This is a genomic window from Rhizobium sp. BK650 (assembly GCF_014195325.1).
In the GTDB taxonomy this organism is placed as follows: Bacteria; Pseudomonadota; Alphaproteobacteria; order Rhizobiales; family Rhizobiaceae; genus Rhizobium.
On sequence record NZ_JACIBK010000002.1, the window covers coordinates 205371 to 225013 of the forward strand.

Here is a 19643-nt window from a genome sequence, read left to right on the forward strand (position 1 = left end):
ATCCTAGGGACGGGTATGGAACGGACGATGCCGATGAACGAGATTGTGATGCGGTTTGCCGCGGTTCTCCTGCTGTCGCTCGGCGCAGTCGCTTCGGCCGCGCCCACCTTTGCCATCGACTGGCAGAATTCCGGCAAGCAGGCCGTGCAGCCGCTCTATCCCTACAAGGATCTTCCGGGCGTGAAGGCGCAACCGGACAAGAAGGTGGAGGAGTCCTACGACTGTCACACCGAAACCGTGCAGATCCGCCGCCGCTACGACGAAATCTTCCGCTCCGGCGGCATGCCGACCTTGATGTATGTCTGCGAACGTGACGGCGTCGTATCGATGGATAGCCGCGTGCCGCTGCGCGGCCATTATCAGCCGGTGCGGTGAAAGCCGGAGGCGGAAGACGCCACCGGCTTCATGGCGCTACGGATCCAGCCAGACCAGTTCCAGTCCCGGCTTGTGCAGGTATGGCATGTTGCCGATTGCAGCGCGCGCTTTCAGCGGGTTGAGGCCGATGAACAGGGCCTCTGCGTCTTCGGCGATTGCCGTCGGCGCGGTGACCGGGTGGCCGAAATGCGTCGCGTTCTGCATGTTCGGATTCTGATCTAGAAAGCCCGTCATCTCAATGTCTTTGCCGATACGGCTGAAGATCCAGCTTCCGTAAAAGCCTGCGCCGTAGATTGCCGCCTTCCGTCCGCGGAAGATAGCAGCCTGCTTTGCCAGCCCACTGGCCGAAGCCCGCCAGAAATCGCAGATTTCCAGCCCGCGATCGACAGCCTGGCGAACGAGAGCCGCATCCTGTTCTTCCTTAACTGGCGTCTCGCTGCGCACGGCGACGACGAAGAAAGCGCCGGGGAAGGACGTCGTGTCGAGTACCGAAACTTCGAAACCCCCGGCGGCAAGGACCCAACGCAGCGAGGCTTCGCTGAAATGATTGACATGGTCCGCCACCGTCATGTCGCCCGGATTGGCCGAAACATCAGGCATCGACAGCAGAAGCGTGCCGTTCGGCTTCAGCAGTTTGCGGATGCCACTGATGAAACCGACGGGATCGGCCACGTGCTCGATGACGAAATGGCTCATGGCCGCGTCAAAACGGCCTGCCCATTGTTCCGGCGCCTCGTAGGCGGCCTGCGCCTCGGGCGCGATCCAGCCTTCCCATGCCGGTGCATAGTCGGCGGAAACATCGAAGGCATGAGGCTCGATATCGGGTCGGGCGGCAACCACTTTGCGCAGTGTCGTGGCCTTGGCGGCGCCGTAGTCCAGAAGCTTGGCACCCTGAGGAAGATCGAGCAGATTACGGGAAAGCTCTGCCTGATGATCTGTACGATAGATCACGGCGCCATCTGGCTTGACCGCAAAGATCTGGTCGTGGTCCTCGCTGCTCAACGAAATACGATAGCCGGTGTCATAGAAGGCTTTGATGTCCGGGATCTCATCGCATTGCGCGTGGCCGCACCCGTGGCAGATATAAACGCGGGTTGGGATGTCGAGCAGGGTCATAATGGAGGTAAGGGCAGGCGCCGGCGCTTCGTAGGCCGGCGACACAATCTCCCTGCTGCAAACGCGGCAGGGCGTCATTCGGCTGCCTCGCGCTGTACGGAAAGCTCCGGAAGCACATCGGCGAACTTCACGCCGGCAGCAAACGAGCCCTTCCAGCCGATTCGGATGCCGACCGGCTCGAGGTAGTTGAAGTAGCGGAACTGGATGCTCCAGCGCGGCGTGGTCGAGACGTTGTGGCCCGACTGGTGCAGCGTCAGGAAGTCCATCAGCACGAGATCGCCGGGGTTCGTCAGCGGCGCGACGTGCTTATAGCGGGCAAGCCGCTCTTCGGCACGGTCGAGATGCAGGGCGTAAGCGCCCGCCTTGCCGGCACCGGCATCGTCTTCATAGACTGGAACGAGGCCTTCGGCATGCGAACCGTGAGCGATCTGTACGGGGCCCATGTCTTGCGTAACCGGCAGGAGAGGCGTCCAGAAGACTATGCCGTCCACACTACGCAGCTGACCGGGAAACTCCTGATGCCACTGAGCACGGAATTTCTCTTCGCCAGGGTTGTCGATGCGGATTCCGTAACCGCCGGCAGCGATGCCGGGAATGCTGTCCGGACGCAGCGCCTTGAAGGCTTCATCGTTGATGACATTGGTGACAAGGCGCATGAAGGCCGGAATCTGCTTGACGGCGTCATAGACTTCGCCGCCCCATGCGCGGTTCTTGGCGATCAGCATCGGATAGGCAATGGTCATCGCCCCATGGGTCGTTTCGGTCGGTGCATCGACCCCGTATTTCCTGCAGATCACTTCAAGGATCTGGCGGATGCCTTCCTGGATTGGCGCGATATCGGCGGCGGGATCGTAGAAGCCGCGCATAACGAGATAGCCGTTGCTGTCGAATTCAGCGCGCAGGCTGTCGGTGGTCTTTGCGTTGGTCATGATGTTACCGTTTCCTCCTTCAGAAAATCTTGCCACGCCACGGTGGCCGGGATGAGACAGTTGCGCGCCTCCGGGCCCATTCGGGCAATCAGATCGAGTACAGAAACGTAAGGCGTGACCGCGCCGACTGGCTGAGGCCAGGGCGTGCGGCTGTAGTTTATATACTCCACCTGGACACCGGCCCGCTCGAAGGCCGCGTGGTCGAGGTAGTTCGCCGCGCCGTGACCCGTTAGATAGCGGGTGCCGCCCGCCTTCAGCACGATGTCGAGCACCCGTTGCCACGATGTACCTTCGACGCCCATCTCGCTCGTCTTCTCGATCGTCCGGCTCGCACCGATGCCAAGATAGCGGGCTGGTTCTTCGACACTGGCGATCAGCAGATCCAGCAGCGAGGAATGGCGATAGACGCTGTCGAAGATCGAAAGCGCGGCATCGATAAACGGTGCGCCGAGCAGCGACTGGCGCAGCAGCGCGCGATGGCTTGCCTTCCAGTCTTCGCCCGCCGCCGTGAGCTGCGAAATCATCTGAAAGCTCCCCTTGCCGGCAAGCGGGATCGTCATCCAGCAGCGGTCGTTGCCGCGCAGAAGCTGGATGCGATTGGTGAAGCTGCCCTTCGAGAACTGCGTGTCGTCGAGATAGATATAGCTGTCGGCGAGCATAAGCTGCTCGAAGAAGCCCGGCCACGGAAACAGCATCGGTTGGGTAATAACGACCGCGGTCATGTCACTTTTCCTCCAGCCGCCTCTCGAACAGTGCTACGTCACGTGTCAAGCCATCGGCGTCGGTGAAATGCGCCTTGAGGACGCCTACTTCGCGATAGCCGAGCGACAGATGCAGCCCGATCGAGGCGCTGTTGTCGACATCGATTTCGGCCATCAATTTCCGAAGACGCAGATTTTGATAGGCATGGAGGCCGAGCTCGGTAAGAGCCGCACGTCCTAGTCCAAAACCGCGAGCGCCTTCCGCCAATACGATGCCGCCGTATCCGGTCGCATTTCGGTGATGGACCTGTGTTATTTGTACATAGCCCACAGGCTTGCCACTCGCTTGGTCCTCTATGATGAGGAAGGCCCCGCCTTTCTCGTTTCGCCGGCGTTCGATCCAGGCGTCGAGCGCCGCATCGTCGGTAGCATCCGGCACCGTCAAGAGAAGCGACTGAAGGGCGCAGTCGCGGCGAAGCGAGAAAAGCAGGCGACGATCGCCATCAGCAATCGGGCGTAGTCTGATCGAAGCCCGATGCGCAACATGGCGAAGGTCATCCATCATTTGCGGACACACTTGATATATCCTCCCGGCGAGCTCGAAAGCACCAGCTTGCCGTTCAGCATCTCGTCCGTTTCAAAACGGTCGGTTTCCTTGAGATAGGCGTTGAGCGCCGCGTAGGGCTCGTCCCCCGGATACCAGATCTTCGAACGCTTCGTCGGCGTCTGTGACATATCTCCACGACCGAGCAGCGTATCGGCGACGACGATATATTGACCTTCGGTGACGAGCGGGCCGTAGCAGCGCAACTCGTCGAGCACGTGGTCGCGGCTATGGTCGCTGTCGAGGACGACCATAACGGAAGCGCCGGCTGGGATTTCGGTCTTGACCTTGGCGAGAGTCTCGGCCGTGGTCGACGGTCCCTCGATCAGCGTGATCAACGGCGAAAGCGGGTGCTGCTCGATCGAATCGCGGTTATGGGCGCGGATGTCGATATCGACGCCGATCACCTTGCCCTTGCCGATTACCTTCAGCAGCGACGCCATGAAGATCATCGAACCGCCGCGCGCCACGCCAGTTTCGATGATAACGTCGGGCTTGGTGTTCCAGATCACTTCCTGGGTGGCCATGATGTCAGCCGGCATCTGGATGATCGGCACGCCCATCCACGACCAGAGATAGGCGTAGTCATACTTGTCGAGCGCTACCAGCGTGTTGAGCGCCTGCTGAAAGGCTTCCTCGTCCTTGCCGAGCGCAAGCGACATTTCGCGCTTGTGCGCTTCGAATTCGAGGCGGTCGTCCTTGGTGGTCATAACTCTGAAACCTTCTGTCTATTCTGCGCTCAGGCCGACTGGCGGAGGTGAACGGCGCTATTGTCCTGATGGCCGCGTACAACCGAGATCAGCGTGTCCGCCACGCGCTCGATGTCTGCTTCGCTCATGTCGTGGTAGCTTGGCAGGTTGATTGCCCGCTCCGGAATGCTCCATGCGTTGATATTGGCCGGCTTTTCCGCAAACATCGAAAGGCTGGACAGCGGGTGGAAGAAGACGCGCGCATCGATATCGGCGGCTTCGAAGGCCTGTTGCAGCACTTCGCGGCTGATGCCGGTGGCGGGGTGGAACACGGCAGTCGGCATCCACGCGCCGTTGATCGTGCCGGTATATTCGGGGTTCATGCTGATGCCGTTGAGCGTCGAGAGACGCACCATATAGGCGGCTAGGATCTCCCGCTTGCGGGAAACCAGCTCCTCGATACGCTCCAATTGGGCGCAGCCGATCGCCGCCTGAATGTTCGACATCTTGTATTTGAAGCCGATCGCATCCGGCCAGAACTGCTTTTTTTGGCCGCGGGCACGGCCGTGGTTGCTGAGCGTCAGCACCTTTTCATAGAGGTCGGCATCGCTGGTCACGAACATCCCGCCTTCGCCCGTCGTCAGCGTCTTGGTGCCGTGGAAGGAGAAGGTGCCGAAAATGCCCATCGAGCCGGCGCGGCGCCCGTGCCAGACCGAACCGATCGCCTCGGCTGCATCTTCGATGACAGGGATCCCGGTACGGCGGCTGATGTCAAGCAGCGCATCCATATCGCAGAGATTGCCATAGATATGGGTGGCGATGATGGCGCGCGTGCGTGGCGTGATGTGGCTTTCGACCTCGCGGGGATCGATGCACCATGTGTCGGGCAAAACGTCGACGAACACCGGCTCGGCGCCCAGATGCTTGATCGGCGCCACGGTCGCGATCCAGTTCGTGTCGGCCAGGATCACCTCGTCGCCGGCGCCGATGCCGAGCGCGGCAAGGCCCATATGCATGGCGCCGGTGCAACTCGAGGTCGCGATCGCATGGCTGGTGCCGAGATAGGTCGCGAATTCCCGCTCGAAGCGGATGATATAGTCGTAGCAGCGCGCACCCCAGCCGTTCGCCGCAGCATCGGCTGCATAGCTCGTCTCAAGCTCGGTGATCGACGGTTTGGTGTAGAATATCCTGTTGGTCATGCCTTAATTCTTTGTGATGGGGCCTGAGACTCACGAAATCGGGGCACACGGAACTCTGTAAAAACTAGGGGGTGAAACTGGCGCGAGGCTTTGCAGCGCCGGACGCAACTTCAGATGAGCACATGCTGCGTCAGGTCGGTTTCGATGAAGATGAGGTTCGGTTTGTAGCCGAGCTTCAGGAAGTTCTCGCGCCGTGGCATGTCGGCGGCGAAGATCGCCGTCTTCTCCAGAAGCGCCGGCTCATGCGACCGCGGGTCGGTGACAATCTCGATCTCCGGCAGCAAGCCCATGTTCCGCAGCATCTCGCCGATCGATTTCGGATCAGCCATGCCACTGAGGATGAGCCGGCTGATGCCGGCGGTTGCGTTGACCTGATAGGTGAGCGTCTGGATCGCCACCATCATCGGGAGGCTGTGGCGAAGCTGAACGACTTCGGGATGTTCGCCGAGGCCGCCGAGGGCCATGCGGGTGTAGAGTTCGTATGCCTTGATGAAGTCCTTGCGTGCCACCCAGAAACGGATGGCGACCGACATGCGGTTCAGCATGAAGATCTTGCACATTTCGTCGTAGATCGCGCGCGCTTCGCGGCTGGTGTTCAGCTTCCCGCGTTTGGCGGCGATATAAAGAAAGTATTCGAGACCACCACGATACTTGTCCCAGGCGGTCATGACATCGTCATTGCCGGCCTGCTGGCGCACCGAGGCGATCTTGGAAACCGCTACCGAGCGATAGAAGGGCTGCTTGAGGAAAGTGACGGCGCCCTGATCGACGAAATGTGCGAGGTAGGAAAAAGCCCAGAAGCAGAAGTCGCGCGGCACCCAGGCGGAGCGCAGCACCGAGGAGCGATAGATGCCGATCTCGGGGAAGATGTGTCCGTTAAAGATGAACTGGAAAAGTTCTATGAAATTCTGCTGCGCGAACTTCGTGTTTTCGGCGATATCGTAGAATTGCGAGAGGTCCCGGTCGTGAACTTCGTCGTAGAGATACCAGGGCGCATGGCAGGCGACGACATCGGGATTGGCGTCCAGATAGGTCATTGCCGCTTCGACGCCTTCCGGCATCAGGAAGTCGTCATCGGCAAGATAGATCGAATATTCGCCGACCGCGTGATGGAAGGCGCAGGCAAGGTTCGGTCCCGAGCCGCCGTTGACGGCGCGGCGGTGATAATGGATCGGCAGCCCCTCGGCGATGAATTCCTGGACAACCTCCGTCGTGTTGTCGGTCGAGGCGTTGTCGGAGATGACGATCTCGTAGGGGAAGCTGAAATTATAAGTCGCGCAATGCTCCAGCGCGTTTCTGAGATAGGCTTCGCGATTGTAGGTCGGAATGCAGATGCTGAGTTTGATGCCGCTCAAAGGCCTGTCTCCTGGCTGTAGCTTGCAAGCGTGGCGTCGCGCTCGCTGATGACACCAGGCGTGAACGGCCAGGCGATGGAAAAGGCGGGGTCGTCCCAGCGGACGCCGCGGGCAAGCTCCGGCACATAGACTTCCGACATCTGGTAGAAAAGCTCGCAATCGTCCTCGAGCGTCAGGAAACCGTGTGCGCAGCCGGCGGGTATGTAGAACGCGTTGTGGCTGGCCGCGTCGAGTTCGACCGAGGCCCATTTCAGATAGGTCGGCGAATCCCGTCGCAGGTCGAGCGCCACGTCGAAAACCCTGCCGCGCGTGGCGCGCACCAGCTTGATCTCCGGCCGCGGCGCGGCCTGATAGTGCATGCCGCGCAGTGTCCCGCGCTGGTGGTTCTGCGAGACGTTGCATTGCGGGTAAACAGGCACGAGACCGTGGTCGGCAAAGCTCTTGGCGTCGAAGGTCCGCGCGAACAGTCCCCGCTCGTCGGAACGCGCGTCCACTTCCACGACAAAAGCACCCGAAACCGCGGTCGGGACGAATTTCATCCGATCACCGTCAGTTCCGGCACGGCGACGGCGAAGCGTCCGCCCCAGGCGCCGACCCTGCTATTGGCCGCGACGACTTCGTTCTTGATGTTCCACGGCAGGATCAGAACGTAGTCCGGCCGCGTCTCGTCCATCTTTTCCGGCGCGTAGATCGGCAGCTTGCTGCCCGGCAGGAAGTGGCCCTGCTTGTGCGGATTGCGGTCGACGACATAGTCGATGAGGTCCGTGCTGACTCCGCAGAAATTCAGGAGCGTATTACCCTTGGCGGCAGCGCCGTAAGCGGCGACCGTCTTGCCGTTTCGTTTGGCTTCGGTGAGGAAGGCGAGCAATCCATCCTTGATCGGCGCCACACGGCTCTGGAAAGCCTCGTAGGTCTCGACCTTGTCGAAGCCAGCTGCTGCCTCGTCGGCGCGCACCTTGGCAACGCCTGGGCCGGTCGGATGAGCACCAGACGTCGCGCGGCAGGCAAGCACGCGCAGGCTGCCGCCATGCGTCGGCAGCTCCTCCACGTCGAACACCGTGAGGCCGTGTGCCGCGAAAACCTTCTCGACGGCCAGCAGTGACAGATAATAGAAATGCTCGTGATAAACAGTGTCGAACTGGATGTTCTCCATCAGCCGCAGCAGATGCGGGAATTCGACGCTGACGACGCCATCCGTCTTCAGAACGGCAGAGAGTCCGCCCGCAAAGTCATTGATGTCAGGAACATGCGCCAGCACGTTGTTGCCGATGACGATGTCGGCGGCCAGACCGCGGGAGACGAGATCGGCAGCCGTTTCCTTGCCGAAGAAGCGCGCTTCCGTCGGCACGCCGATCTTTCGAGCGACCTCAGCGACGTTCTCGGCCGGTTCGATGCCGAGCACCGGCACGCCGGCCTCGACGAAATGCTTCAGCAGATAGCCGTCGTTGCTGGCCACCTCGATAACCTGCGATTTTTCGTTGAGGCCGAAGCGCTTACGGGCCATGACGGTGAACTGACGGGCATGCTCTACCCAGCTGTCGCTGTAGGAAGAGAAATAGGCATAATGGCTGAAAATATCTTCCGGCGGCACGAAGGCGTCGGCCTGCACCAACCAGCAATCGGAGCAGACGAAGGCACGCAGCGGATAGGACGGCTCCGGCTGCTTGAGTTGCTCTTCCGTCAGGTAGGCATTGGCGAGCGGCGTCGAGCCGAGATCGACGAAACGATGTTTCAAGGGAGCGCCGCAGAACCGGCAATTATGCGCTGTCATGATATTGCTTCCTCATAGGCCGAGATCTGGTCGAGCGAGAAGGCGCGCATGTCGGCTCCTTCCCAGTTTGCCCTGTACCAGGCGGCTGTCCAGTCGATGGTCTGCTGCAGGGTGAGGCGCGGTCGCCAGCCGATGGCCGAAAGCGCCAAATCCGAACTCAATGTCAGGGCAGGAGCTTCCGGCAGATGCGTTCCCGGTGCCTGCTTCCAGACGTCGTTGACGCCATGGGCGAGGCCAAGCGCCTCGGCAAGTTCGGCGACGGTTGCGAAACTCTGCGGATCCGGTCCGAAATTCAGCGCCTCGGGCAATTCCTTTTCATCTGAAAGCGTCAGCGCCTCGGCGAAAGCGAGGTAGCCGCTGAGCGGCTCCAGCACATGCTGCCAGGGCCGGATCGCTTGCGGGTAGCGGAGCAGGATCGGCTGATTGCTCTCGAACGCGCGAATGAAATCCGGGATAAGCCGGTCTTTCGACCAGTCGCCGCCGCCGATGACATTGCCGGCGCGCACGGTCGCAACGTTGATGTCGCGTCCCCTAAAGAAGCTGTCGCGATAGCTCTGAACGACGAGTTCGGTGCAGGCCTTGGAATTGGAATAGGGGTCCTTGCCGCCGAGTGTATCGCTTTCGATAAAGGGAATGCCGCTGCCGTTATTGGCGTAGACCTTGTCGGAGGTGATGACGAGAATTGTCCTGACAGAAGGTGTATCGCGCACCGCATCCAGAACGTTTGCAGTTCCCATCACATTGGTCGCGAAGGTCTCGGTCGGATTTTCATAGGAGCGCCGCACCAGGGCCTGCGCTGCCATGTGGATGATGATTTCGGGCTCGAAATCGATGAGACGTTGTCTAAACGATGCTGCATCCCTGATATCGGCGATGTGGTGGCCCTGCCCATCCCAGGGCGAAAGCCGTGCGTAAAGGGAGGGACTGGTCTCGGGTTCGAGCGAGACCGCCGCCACCTCCGCGCCGAGCTTTTCCAGCCACAGCGAAAGCCAGGATCCTTTGAACCCTGTGTGTCCCGTCAGGAACACGCGCCTGCCATTCCAGAAGTCTGTCAGGCCCATATTTTCCACGGTGCTTTTCCGGAGCTCCAGAGTTCCTCAAGCTGGTGGCGCTCGCGAAGCGTATCCATCGGCTGCCAGAAGCCGTCGTGACGGAAGGCTGCCAGTTGCTTGTTGGATGTCAGCCATTGCATCGGACCTGCTTCCCAGATCGTATCGTCGCCTTCGATGAGGTCGATGACGGAAGGGTGCAGCACGAAGAAGCCGCCATTGATACGCTGGCCGTCACCCTTCGGCTTTTCGATGAAGGCGGTCACGACGTCATTTTCGATATTCGTCGCGCCGAAACGGCCAGGAGGCGTCACGGCGCACATCGTCGCTTTCAGGCCGTGGCTGCGATGGAAGGCGATTTCCGAGGTAATGTCGATATTGGCGACACCGTCGCCATAGGTCATGCAGAAGGGTTCGTCCGGGTTCAGATGCTCGCGGATGCGCCGGATACGGCCGCCCGTCATCGAGTTCATGCCGGTATCGACGATGGTCACCTTCCAGCTGGGTTTTGAACCCTTATGATATTCGATCGCGTTGGTGGCGAGGTCGACGGTGATGTCGCTGTGATGCAGGAACAGGTTTACAAAATATTCCTTGAGCATGTAGCCCTTGTAGCCAGCGCAGATGATGAAATCATTCAGGCCGTGATGGGCGTAGATGTTCATGATGTGCCAAAGGATCGGCTTTTCGCCGATCTCGACCAGCGGCTTGGGCCGCACACTGGTCTCTTCGGCAAGGCGCGAACCCAGACCACCTGCCAGAATTACGACTTTCATCCCAAGCGAACTCCAAAGCGTCTGATAACATTCATTGCCGCCGGCAGGCGCCTGGGAAATACGCCCGGTATGCGGGCAACGATCTCCAAGAAGCGGAACGGCAGTCATCGTGATGCCGGTATCGGATTTCGTTCTTGTGCGAGGCTTGCCTTAGCCAGGTCGAAAATAACCGACAGCCGGAGGTCTTTCTCCGCCCGGCTGAGTGGCTTTCCGATAGTCGCTTGGAATTACTAGTTATTTTGCAACGCCCAGAATCAGCGTTGCATGCCTATGATTTTTGAGGGGTAAGAAAGCGGTCCGCAGAAGCGAGGCGCATTCAAAGAATGCGGTCGATCTTGTGCTGGATATGCAGATTGGGCATCAAACCGGCAGTATGCGCGGCACGATAAGCATTGCGCGCAGCATCGAATGTTACGCCCCACATAATGGCGCTCAGAAGGAAAGCGATGATGTAGACCTGAATCCGCATGGGGCCATCGAAATGGAGTATGTTGGCTTTAATGTGGCAATCTTGCAGCGGAGCCTCTCCGGCCAGCTTCATGACAAAAGTTATTTTAAAACAAGCTGTTTCGAAAGGAAATGGTGCCCAGAAGAGGACTCGAACCTCCACGCCTCGCGGCACAGGTACCTGAAACCTGCGCGTCTACCAATTCCGCCATCTGGGCGACGGAGAGCCATGTAAGGGGGTGGCTCTTTGCTGTCAACAGGGTTTTTGAAGTTTTCCTGACAGTCGGTGAAAAAGCTTCATGAGGCCGCTTATCGGCAGCACGCCCCTGTGGATGGCGCGGCCTCTTTTTCCGACCTATATAAGCGATATCGGAAAGGAACGCGTCATGTTCGACCTTCGCTCTGCTCTTCTTTTCGGTCTGCTTGCCGCGGTGCCTGTGGCAGAGGCCGGTGCCGCCTCGCCGTCGCTTGGGCCAGTCAACACGCAATCGACGATTTGCGACTATCGTGGCTGCTTTGGCTTCGGTCCGCAGCAATGGCATCGCCCGGCCTATGTCCAGCCGAACTATCGTCCACCGAATGCGGTCGGCCCGAAATATTATCAGCCGCCCGGCACACCGCCGCCGAGACTGACCTACGACCCGCCGCCGCTGCAGCGGGTGCAGCCTTCGGCCGATGATCTCAGCCGCCATCAGCAATGGTGCCGGAACGAATATCGGTCCTACAATCCGCGCACGGATCGTTTCCTGACCTATGAAGGCATCTACAAGACCTGCAACTCGCCTTATAACTGACGGTCAGCTTTCCGAGGCACGGTCGGTATGGCCGAGATCGCGGTCTGGCTCAATGATGTCGCGTACGCGCTGTTTGAGTTCCTTTGGCCCCGGAAATCCGCTGTCGCGCTTACGCTCCCAGATCAGATCGCCATTGACGCGGATCTCGAAATTGCCGCCGGTGCCGGGAACGAGCGCGACCTCGCCAAGGCTGTCCGTGAAGGTCTGCAGCAGTTCCTGCGCCATCCAGGCTGCGCGCAGCAGCCAGTTGCACTGGGTGCAGTAGAGGATCGTCACGCGGGCTTTCTCGGTCATGGAAGTCTCCTTTTTTTGCCGACGAATCTAGAAGCTTGAAAAAGGCGCTGCAATGCGCCTGTCCCGAATCAGAAGGCAGAAAGTTCGGATTCAGTCTTTTTTGATAATTTTCCGTTAGCTATTCTGGACTGGTGTCTTCGCGGAGTAGCCGAAGCACCCTGGTTCTTGTTTTGCATACGGGTGCTCATGCGTTCATCGGCTGTCCCAGCGATCCTCGTCGCCTGCCTCGCTCTGGCGGGCTGCTCGTCGGCTTCCGGTCCGGAAAGTCTTGCCGCCGGCGTCACACCGAAACCCTCTAAGGAGATCACGGCTTCCGTCACCCCGCCGCCGGCAGCCGTGCCGCAGGCCACGGTCGCCGCAGCCGGGGCGGATGATACGACCTCGCAGGCAAGCCTTGCCTGGGAAGCGCCCGTGCCGGAGCCTCGCGCCTTCTCGGCAGTGACGCCTTCGGCCACATCACAGCCTGGAATGCCGGTTCCGAGCGAGCGCCCGCTCGAACTCGCCATGGCAGCGGCACCCGCCATCGAACCGCCGACGCGCGGCCGTTCGCGCGTTTATGGCTATGGCTTCCGCGATGCCAAGCCCATCAATTTCGGCAGGATTTCCCCGCGCAAGCTCGCCGTTCACGGCGTCGACGTTTCGCGCTGGCAAGGTGACATCGATTGGGAAACGCTTAGAACCCGCGGCGCAAACTTCGCCTTCATCAAGGCAACAGATGGCGGTGATCATCTGGATCCGATGTTCAAGACCAACTGGCGGGGCGCCAAGGAGGCCGGCATCAAGCGCGGTGCCTATCACTTCTTCTACTGGTGCCGCACGGCGGGCGAACAGGCAGACTGGTTCATCCGCAACGTCCCGCGCGATCCCGACGCCTTGCCGCCGGTCATCGACGTGGAATGGAACGGCGAATCGAGCTGCAAAGTCAAGCTCTCTCGTGCCCGCGTGCTGGAAAAGATGCAGGTCTTCATGGACAAGATCGAGCGGCACTATGGCAAGCGCCCGATCATCTACACGGCTCCCGATTTCTACGCCGACAATCTCGAAGGCGCCTTCCCCAACTATCACTTCTGGCTGCGCGCGGTCGCCGAACATCCTTCGAAGGTCTATCCGGGCCGTCAATGGCTCTTCTGGCAATATTCCGGCTCAGGCCTCTCGCACGGCGTTGAAGGCCGCATCGACCTCAATGCTTTCCGGGGCAGCGAAGAAGAATGGCACCGCTGGGTAGCGGGACTCTGAGGTGTAAAAGGCTGGCGAATCGAGCCAGCCTTTTAGTTCATGGTGTGCGCTGAAGTTCCGGATCGTCCGGTTTACTCGTCGCCCATCTTGAGCGCCGCGATAAACGCTTCCTGCGGGATCTCCACCTTGCCGAACTGGCGCATGCGCTTCTTGCCTTCCTTCTGCTTTTCCAGAAGTTTGCGCTTGCGGGTGGCGTCGCCGCCGTAGCATTTGGCCGTCACGTCCTTGCGAAGGGCCGAGATGGTTTCGCGAGCAATGACGTTGCTGCCGATCGCAGCCTGGATCGGGATCTTAAACATGTGTTTCGGGATCAGCTCCTTCAGCCGCTCGCACATGTCGCGGCCGCGCTTTTCGGCGGCAGCGCGATGCACCAGCATCGAGAGCGCATCGACCGGCTCGCCATTGACGAGGATCGACATCTTCACGAGATTGCCTTCGCGATAGCCTTCGAGGTGATAGTCGAAGGACGCATAGCCCTTCGAGATCGATTTCAGCCGGTCGTAGAAGTCAAAGACGACTTCGTTGAGCGGCAGCTCATAGGTCACCATGGCGCGCGTGCCGACATAGGTCAGCTCGGTCTGGATGCCGCGCCGGTCCTGGCAGAGTTTGAGGATGCCGCCGAGATAATCGTCCGGCGTCATGATCGTCGCCTTGATCCACGGCTCGCGAATTTCGGCGATCTTGACGACATCGGGCATGTCGGCCGGATTGTGCAGCTCGCGCTCGCTGCCGTCGGTCATCGTCAGCTGATAGACGACCGAAGGGGCGGTCGCGATCAGATCGAGGTCGAACTCGCGCTCCAGGCGCTCCTGGATGATTTCGAGATGGAGCAGGCCGAGGAAGCCGCAGCGGAAGCCGAAGCCGAGAGCGGCCGACGATTCCATCTCAAAGGAGAAGGAGGCGTCGTTGAGGCGCAGCTTGCCCATTGCAGCGCGCAGGTCTTCGAAATCGGCAGCGTCCACCGGAAACAGGCCGCAGAAAACGACCGGCTGCGCCGGCTTGAAGCCCGGCAGCGCCTGGGCCGTCGGGCGCTTGTCTTCGGTGATTGTATCGCCGACGCGCGTATCGGCCACTTCCTTGATCGAGGCGGTGATGAAGCCGATCTCGCCCGGGCCAAGGCTGTCGACATTGACCATCTTCGGCGTCAGCACGCCGACACGTTCCACCTGATACTTGGCATCCGTGCCCATCATCCGGATCGTCTGGCCCTTGGAGAGCACGCCGTCGATAACGCGCACCAGAACCATGACGCCGAGATAGGTGTCGTACCAGCTGTCGACGAGCAGTGCCTTCAGCGGCGCCTTTTCGCCGCCCGGGCTCTTCGGCGCCGGCAGCTTGTGGACGATCGCTTCCAAGACGTCGGGAATGCCGAGGCCGGTCTTGGCTGAGATCAGCACGGCCTCGGAAGCATCGATGCCGATGACCTCCTCGATCTGTTCCTTGATGCGGTCGGGCTCGGCCGCCGGGAGGTCGATCTTGTTGAGAACGGTGACGAGCTCGTGGTTGTTGTCGATCGCCTGATAAACGTTGGCGAGCGTCTGTGCTTCCACGCCCTGCGACGCGTCGACGACGAGCAGCGAACCTTCGCAGGCCGAAAGAGACCGGGAGACCTCATAGGCGAAGTCGACGTGACCGGGTGTATCGATGAGGTTCAGCACATAGGTCTCGCCGTCCTTTGCCTTGTAATGCAGGCGAACGGTCTGCGCCTTGATGGTGATGCCGCGCTCGCGCTCGATATCCATATTGTCCAGCACCTGCTCGGACATTTCGCGCTCGGCAAGGCCGCCGGTCGTCTGGATGAGGCGGTCCGCAAGCGTCGATTTGCCGTGGTCGATATGGGCCACGATCGAAAAGTTGCGGATATGGGATAGCGGAGTCGTCGAATTGGTGCTCATGCGCGCCATATAGCAGCGCGCACTTCGCCCGCAAAGCGGTAATTATACCGGGGTTTACCCTATTTTTTAGCCTGTGGCGTGTCGGCTCAGACCGGCCAGGTCTCCAGCCGCCAGGCCGAATCCCAGAACATCCATTCATATTGGGAGGCGCGCACGAAGGCGTCCATCATCTGCTGGCGCTCCCCCGGCGAGGCGGCACGCGCGGCGATATCCGTCAAGGCAATCACTTCGCGCGCACCGGCGGCAAATTGCGGATCGCCATAGGTGTTGATCCAGGCCTGGAACACATTGCCCTCGATTGCCGGCCTGCTCTTGATGCCTTCGCCGACATACCAATAGATCCAGAAGCACGGCAGGATGGCCGAAAGCGCCACCGCATAGGAGCTGTGATAGGCCGTCGCCAGCAGGAAATTCGTATAGGCGAAGCAGGATGGCGAGGGCTCGGCGGCCGTCACATCGGCGCTGGAAATGCCGAACTGCGTCAGGAAACCGGCATGCAGGCCCTGCTCGACGGTGATCGCCTTCTGTGCCGAACCAAGGAAACGCAGCACCTGCGCATTGTCAGGCGCCTTGGCGGCGACAATCGCCAGGCAGCGGGCATAGTGCTTCAGATAGATCGCGTCCTGCAGGATGTAGTGACGAAAAACCTCCGGTGGCAGCGTGCCATCCGAAAGCCGCTCCAGCAGCGGCAGTCGCTCGATCTCCGCCATGATAGGCTCGATGCGATCCCAGGCGGCAGCCGTGAAGCTTCCCGCCGTCTCGGTGATTTGCGCAATACTGTCCATGCTGCTCTCCGATCTTGAATGCCGCTGCCATATATCGACGGCGCTATGGTGAAAGCAAGGCGGCTCACGGCGCTTGATTCCATCATTGGATTATGTATTTCTCTTATAGTGGAATCAGGGATCGAGAGATGGAACAAGAACTCGAACTGGCGATCGGCATCCGCATCCGCACGTTGCGGCTGCAAAAAGGCCTCACGCTGGATGATCTCGCCGCGGCCTCCGGTGTGAGCCGCGCCATGATCTCCCGCATCGAGCGCGCTGAGGCGAGCCCGACTGCTTCGCTTCTGGCGAGGGTCTGCGCCGCACTCGGTCTGTCGCTGTCGGAGTTTTTCGCCGAGGAAGGGCAGCAGGCATCGCCCCTGTCACGTCGTCAGGACCAGCAGGTCTGGCGCGATCCCGAAACCGGTTATATGCGCCGCGCCGTTTCGCCGCCAGGTACGGCCTCGGATATCGATATCGTCGATGTCGAGTTTCCTGCCGGCGCGCGCGTCAGCTTCCCGCCACATGCAGCGAGCCGCGGCATGACGCAACATGTCTGGCTCTTCGACGGTGAGCTGGAAATGACCGTCGGCGAAACCGTTCACCGCCTCAAACCCGGCGATTGCCTGTTCATGCCGGTTGGCGACGGCCATGCCTTTCACAATCCAGGTCGCGTGCCGGCACGCTATTGCGTCGTGCTGGATCACCGCGGCCACTAATTCATCTGCTCATTTTCGAGGAAGCCATCATGTCGACCATCCGCCTTCTTTCGGCCGCCGAAGCCCACGCTGCCATTCCCGCTCTTTGCGAGGTGCTTGCCGATTGCGTCAACGGCGGCGCCTCGGTCGGCTTCATGCAGCCCTATACGTCTGCCGATGCCGAACCCTACTGGCGTAGCGTCGCCGAGGCCGTGGCTTATGACGCCACGCTGCTGTTCGTAGCCGAAGTCGATGGCAAAATTGTCGGCACCGTACAGGTCGGCGCTGCCCAGATGCCGAACCAGCCGCATCGCGGGGATCTGAAGAAGCTGCTCGTTCACCGCTCCGCCCGCGGCCATGGCCTGGCGCGCCTGCTGATGGAGATGGCCGAGCAGGAAGCAGCCCGTCGCGGCAAGACGATCCTCGTCTTGGATACGGCGACCGGCAGCGATGCCGAAGCCATCTACCCGCGGCTCGGCTGGGAGCGTGTCGGAGTCATCCCCGATTATGCACTGTGGCCGGAAGGGGGGCTTTGCGACACCACCTTCTTCTACAAGCGGGTCGCCTGAACATTCTGCGTAAAGGCTGCGATGGCATCTGCAAGCGCTGAAGCCGGCGTCCAATGCAATGCCTTCCAACCGAATTGCATGGCGGCCGCAATATTCTCCTCAGCATCATCGATAAAGCCGATCTCATGCGGTGCGACACCGACGCCATCGGTGACGAGACGGAAAAAATCGCTTTCGGGCTTTCGCGCGCCAAGCGCTGCGGAATAGAAGATGCCGTCGAAAAGCGCGCCGAGTTCGAGCACGTCGCGCAGATAGGCAGCGCGCCTGTGCTCTTGATTGGTGGCAAGATAAAGAAGCGTACCTTCATCCTTCAGACGGGCGAGGTCGGCGAGCAGCTGCCGGTCCAGGCGGGAATCATTTTCAAACCAGTAGTCGAGCAGTTTCTGGGCGGTGAGATGCGGGGCGATGCGGTCGAGAACCTCCGTCAGGCGGGGTTCGATTGGCTCCTGTCCCGTGACGATCCCGATCCAATAAGGCCTGAAGAATTCCTGTTGGAGCAAGGAGGACGCCAAGTTGAGGTCGCGTTCAAGGTAGGTAAAGAGCGGCAGACCGTCCGTCGGTCGCCCGTGAACCAGCACACCATCGACATCGACCATCAGGATTTTCATGGGTTTAATCTCGTAAGGAAAGGGATGCATTCTGAAATCGGCTTGAACGTGGCGTCATCGGCACCAGCGATCAAGGCGCGTTCAGCGCTTTTTTCTTCCGACGGGCGTGTGTATGGCTTGAGTCCAGGAAGCTGATTTTGCGGAGGACACCCGTGCGCGTCATCTATTCAGAAGACCACAAGCTGCGTGATGCGAAGACCGAGCTGCATCCCGGTCAGCTCGTGACGCCCTTCGAGGCGCCGTTCCGTGCGGAATGGATTCTCGCCGCGGTGAAGGAAGCGGGCTTTTCGGATGTTGTTGCGCCGGAAGCGCATGGCCTCAAAACGGCGCGCAAGGTACATGATCCGGCCTATCTCGAGTTCCTGGCGACGGTCTGGGATCGCTGGGTGGCGGCGGGATACAAGGGGGAAGCGATCGCCAACTCCTTTCCTGTTCGCCGCACCAGCCAGCGCGTGCCGGAAAATATCGTCGGTGCGATGGGCCATTACGCTAATGCGGCGGATACCTCCATCACCAAGGGGTCCTATGAGGCAGCTGTCGCCTCCATGCGCTGCGCGATCACGGCCGCAGACTGGCTGAATGCCGGCAACCGTTTTGCCTTCGCGCTCTGCCGCCCGCCCGGCCATCATGCCGGCATCGATCTCTTCGGCGGCTATTGTTTCATCAACAATTCAGGCGTTGCGGCCCAGCGCCTGCTGGATCATGGCGCGAAGAAGGTCGCCGTGCTTGATGTCGATTTCCATCACGGCAACGGCACGCAGGATCTCTTCTATCGCCGCGGCGATGTCTTCACCGCCTCACTGCACGGCGATCCCATCCACGCCTTTCCCTATTTCCTCGGCCACGCCGATGAACAGGGCGAAGGGCGGGGCGAGGGCGCCAACCGCAATTATCCGATGGCCCGCGGCACCAGTTTCGAAGTTTGGTCGGCGGCCCTTGCCGATGCACTCTTGCAGATCAGGGCCTTCGGCGCCGAAGCGATTGTCGTCGCCCTCGGCGTCGATACGTTCGAGCGCGATCCGATCTCCTTTTTCAACCTGAAATCGGAGGATTTCCTCCGCATAGGTGAAATGATCTCCGCTGCCGGCCTGCCGGTCGTCACCTGCATGGAAGGTGGTTACGGCGTGCCGGAAATCGGCCTCAACGTCGCCAATGTGCTGATGGGGCTGGAAATCTGATCTATTGCCAATGACCGACGAGACTATTCCATCCGATATTCCGACGCCCCGCATGCTGAACTGGGCGCGCAACTCCACCATCTATCGCCTGGAGCGACGGATGATGACGGAAAAGCAGCTTTTCGATGCCATCACCCGGAAGGCGAAGGAGAAGTTCGAAGGTATCAGCGCTGCCCAGCTGAAGGCCGTTGCCGATTTCGCCGTTAGGTTCGCCTATGACAACAAGGGGATCGACGATAGCGCCTATGCCGAGATCAGCACGCGTTCCGCCCTGCGCAGCGGCAAGTCGAAGCGCGCCATTGCCCAAAAGCTTGCGATCAAGGGTGTTTCCAGCGATAGGGTGGAGGCTGCGCTTGAAGGGGCTGACGATCTCTATGCCGCGGCGATCTTCGCCCGCAAACGCGCCTTCGGCCCCTTCCGCCGCGTCGAACTCGACGAAAAGCGCAAAGCGAAGGAGCTCTCCGCCTTTGCCCGCAACGGCTTCAGCTTCGAAATCGGCAAGAGGGTCTTCGAGATGAGCTTCGAAGATGCCGAAGAGGTCATCCTCGCCGGCCGTCTCTGATCTCGCATCAAGGCTTTTGCTGCCCCGATCAGAA

At 60.3% G+C, this 19643-nt stretch carries 23 protein-coding genes and 1 tRNA gene; 7 read left to right on the forward strand and 17 right to left on the reverse strand.

What is annotated here, in order from left to right; all coding sequences use genetic code 11:
* Positions 1 to 48 precede the first annotated feature (48 nt).
* Positions 49 to 375 carry a hypothetical protein gene (locus FHX15_RS05270; protein ID WP_184395332.1) on the forward strand — a complete coding sequence of 109 codons (327 nt, stop codon included), beginning with the start codon at positions 49 to 51 and terminating at the stop codon, positions 373 to 375.
* 36 nt (positions 376 to 411) lie between these two features.
* Here the strand turns inward: FHX15_RS05270 and FHX15_RS05275 are convergent, their stop codons facing one another.
* The 13 genes from FHX15_RS05275 to FHX15_RS05335 form a co-directional block, all read right to left on the reverse strand.
* Positions 412 to 1536 carry a class I SAM-dependent methyltransferase gene (locus FHX15_RS05275; protein ID WP_312861727.1) on the reverse strand — a complete coding sequence of 375 codons (1125 nt, stop codon included), beginning with the start codon at positions 1534 to 1536 and terminating at the stop codon, positions 412 to 414.
* A gap of 29 nt (positions 1537 to 1565) precedes the next feature.
* On the reverse strand, positions 1566 to 2420 hold the full coding sequence (locus FHX15_RS05280) for a phytanoyl-CoA dioxygenase family protein (protein WP_184394359.1): 855 nt from the start codon (positions 2418 to 2420) through the stop codon (positions 1566 to 1568).
* Positions 2417 to 3142, reverse strand: coding sequence for a WbqC family protein (locus FHX15_RS05285; protein ID WP_184394360.1), 726 nt, complete (start codon positions 3140 to 3142; stop codon positions 2417 to 2419). Before FHX15_RS05285 ends, FHX15_RS05280 begins: the two co-directional genes overlap by 4 nt.
* A gap of 1 nt (position 3143) precedes the next feature.
* A complete protein-coding gene (locus FHX15_RS05290; protein ID WP_246778887.1) occupies positions 3144 to 3686 on the reverse strand; it encodes a GNAT family N-acetyltransferase in 543 nt (180 codons plus the stop codon).
* Positions 3683 to 4435, reverse strand: a complete 753-nt coding sequence (locus FHX15_RS05295; RefSeq protein WP_184394362.1) for a cephalosporin hydroxylase family protein — start codon at positions 4433 to 4435, stop codon at positions 3683 to 3685. Before FHX15_RS05295 ends, FHX15_RS05290 begins: the two co-directional genes overlap by 4 nt.
* A gap of 29 nt (positions 4436 to 4464) precedes the next feature.
* Complete coding sequence (locus tag FHX15_RS05300) at positions 4465 to 5613, reverse strand: DegT/DnrJ/EryC1/StrS aminotransferase family protein (RefSeq protein ID WP_184394363.1); 1149 nt, start codon at positions 5611 to 5613, stop codon at positions 4465 to 4467.
* 110 nt (positions 5614 to 5723) lie between these two features.
* Complete coding sequence (locus FHX15_RS05305) at positions 5724 to 6968, reverse strand: glycosyltransferase family 2 protein (RefSeq protein ID WP_184394365.1); 1245 nt, start codon at positions 6966 to 6968, stop codon at positions 5724 to 5726.
* Entirely contained in the window at positions 6965 to 7507 is a 543-nt protein-coding gene (gene rfbC, locus FHX15_RS05310) for a dTDP-4-dehydrorhamnose 3,5-epimerase (protein ID WP_184394367.1), read from the reverse strand. Before rfbC ends, FHX15_RS05305 begins: the two co-directional genes overlap by 4 nt.
* Positions 7504 to 8739: a class I SAM-dependent methyltransferase gene (locus FHX15_RS05315; RefSeq protein ID WP_184394369.1), complete on the reverse strand. Its 1236-nt coding sequence runs from the start codon at positions 8737 to 8739 to the stop codon at positions 7504 to 7506. Before FHX15_RS05315 ends, rfbC begins: the two co-directional genes overlap by 4 nt.
* Entirely contained in the window at positions 8736 to 9800 is a 1065-nt protein-coding gene (rfbG, locus tag FHX15_RS05320; RefSeq protein ID WP_184395335.1) for a CDP-glucose 4,6-dehydratase, read from the reverse strand. Before rfbG ends, FHX15_RS05315 begins: the two co-directional genes overlap by 4 nt.
* The gene (gene rfbF, locus FHX15_RS05325; protein WP_184394370.1) at positions 9791 to 10564 is read right to left on the reverse strand and encodes a glucose-1-phosphate cytidylyltransferase; all 774 of its coding nucleotides are present in this window, start codon (positions 10562 to 10564) and stop codon (positions 9791 to 9793) included. Before rfbF ends, rfbG begins: the two co-directional genes overlap by 10 nt.
* 316 nt (positions 10565 to 10880) lie before the next feature.
* Positions 10881 to 11105 carry a hypothetical protein gene (locus tag FHX15_RS05330; RefSeq protein WP_184395376.1) on the reverse strand — a complete coding sequence of 75 codons (225 nt, stop codon included), beginning with the start codon at positions 11103 to 11105 and terminating at the stop codon, positions 10881 to 10883.
* Positions 11106 to 11144: 39 nt separating this feature from the next.
* A tRNA-Leu gene (locus FHX15_RS05335) sits at positions 11145 to 11229 on the reverse strand.
* A 168-nt stretch (positions 11230 to 11397) separates the two neighbouring features.
* Between FHX15_RS05335 and FHX15_RS05340 the strand changes: the two genes are divergently transcribed.
* Complete coding sequence (locus FHX15_RS05340; RefSeq protein WP_184394372.1) at positions 11398 to 11805, forward strand: BA14K family protein; 408 nt, start codon at positions 11398 to 11400, stop codon at positions 11803 to 11805.
* A gap of 3 nt (positions 11806 to 11808) precedes the next feature.
* Here FHX15_RS05340 and FHX15_RS05345 read toward each other — a convergent pair whose 3' ends face one another.
* Positions 11809 to 12099, reverse strand: a complete 291-nt coding sequence (locus FHX15_RS05345; RefSeq protein WP_184394373.1) for a SelT/SelW/SelH family protein — start codon at positions 12097 to 12099, stop codon at positions 11809 to 11811.
* A gap of 186 nt (positions 12100 to 12285) precedes the next feature.
* Here FHX15_RS05345 and FHX15_RS05350 point away from each other — a divergent pair, with 186 nt between their 5' ends.
* Positions 12286 to 13335, forward strand: coding sequence for a GH25 family lysozyme (locus FHX15_RS05350; protein WP_184394375.1), 1050 nt, complete (start codon positions 12286 to 12288; stop codon positions 13333 to 13335).
* A 71-nt stretch (positions 13336 to 13406) separates the two neighbouring features.
* Here the strand turns inward: FHX15_RS05350 and lepA are convergent, their stop codons facing one another.
* Both lepA and tenA read right to left on the reverse strand, forming a co-directional pair.
* Positions 13407 to 15239: a translation elongation factor 4 gene (gene lepA, locus FHX15_RS05355; RefSeq protein WP_184394377.1), complete on the reverse strand. Its 1833-nt coding sequence runs from the start codon at positions 15237 to 15239 to the stop codon at positions 13407 to 13409.
* A gap of 77 nt (positions 15240 to 15316) precedes the next feature.
* Positions 15317 to 16015 carry a thiaminase II gene (tenA, locus tag FHX15_RS05360; protein WP_184394378.1) on the reverse strand — a complete coding sequence of 233 codons (699 nt, stop codon included), beginning with the start codon at positions 16013 to 16015 and terminating at the stop codon, positions 15317 to 15319.
* A 128-nt stretch (positions 16016 to 16143) separates the two neighbouring features.
* Between tenA and FHX15_RS05365 the strand changes: the two genes are divergently transcribed.
* Both FHX15_RS05365 and FHX15_RS05370 read left to right on the forward strand, forming a co-directional pair.
* Positions 16144 to 16713, forward strand: coding sequence for an XRE family transcriptional regulator (locus FHX15_RS05365; RefSeq protein ID WP_184394380.1), 570 nt, complete (start codon positions 16144 to 16146; stop codon positions 16711 to 16713).
* A 29-nt stretch (positions 16714 to 16742) separates the two neighbouring features.
* Positions 16743 to 17261, forward strand: coding sequence for a GNAT family N-acetyltransferase (locus FHX15_RS05370; protein WP_184394382.1), 519 nt, complete (start codon positions 16743 to 16745; stop codon positions 17259 to 17261).
* On the opposite strand, the gene FHX15_RS05375 is transcribed toward FHX15_RS05370, so the two are convergent.
* Positions 17243 to 17869, reverse strand: a complete 627-nt coding sequence (locus FHX15_RS05375; RefSeq protein ID WP_184394384.1) for an HAD family hydrolase — start codon at positions 17867 to 17869, stop codon at positions 17243 to 17245. The two genes, FHX15_RS05370 and FHX15_RS05375, sit on opposite strands and share 19 nt — an antisense overlap.
* A 152-nt stretch (positions 17870 to 18021) precedes the next feature.
* On the opposite strand from FHX15_RS05375, the gene FHX15_RS05380 reads away from it, so the two are divergent.
* Both FHX15_RS05380 and recX read left to right on the forward strand, forming a co-directional pair.
* On the forward strand, positions 18022 to 19047 hold the full coding sequence (locus tag FHX15_RS05380; RefSeq protein ID WP_184394386.1) for a histone deacetylase family protein: 1026 nt from the start codon (positions 18022 to 18024) through the stop codon (positions 19045 to 19047).
* A 10-nt stretch (positions 19048 to 19057) separates the two neighbouring features.
* Positions 19058 to 19609, forward strand: a complete 552-nt coding sequence (gene recX / locus FHX15_RS05385; RefSeq protein ID WP_184394387.1) for a recombination regulator RecX — start codon at positions 19058 to 19060, stop codon at positions 19607 to 19609.
* Positions 19610 to 19643 lie beyond the last annotated feature (34 nt).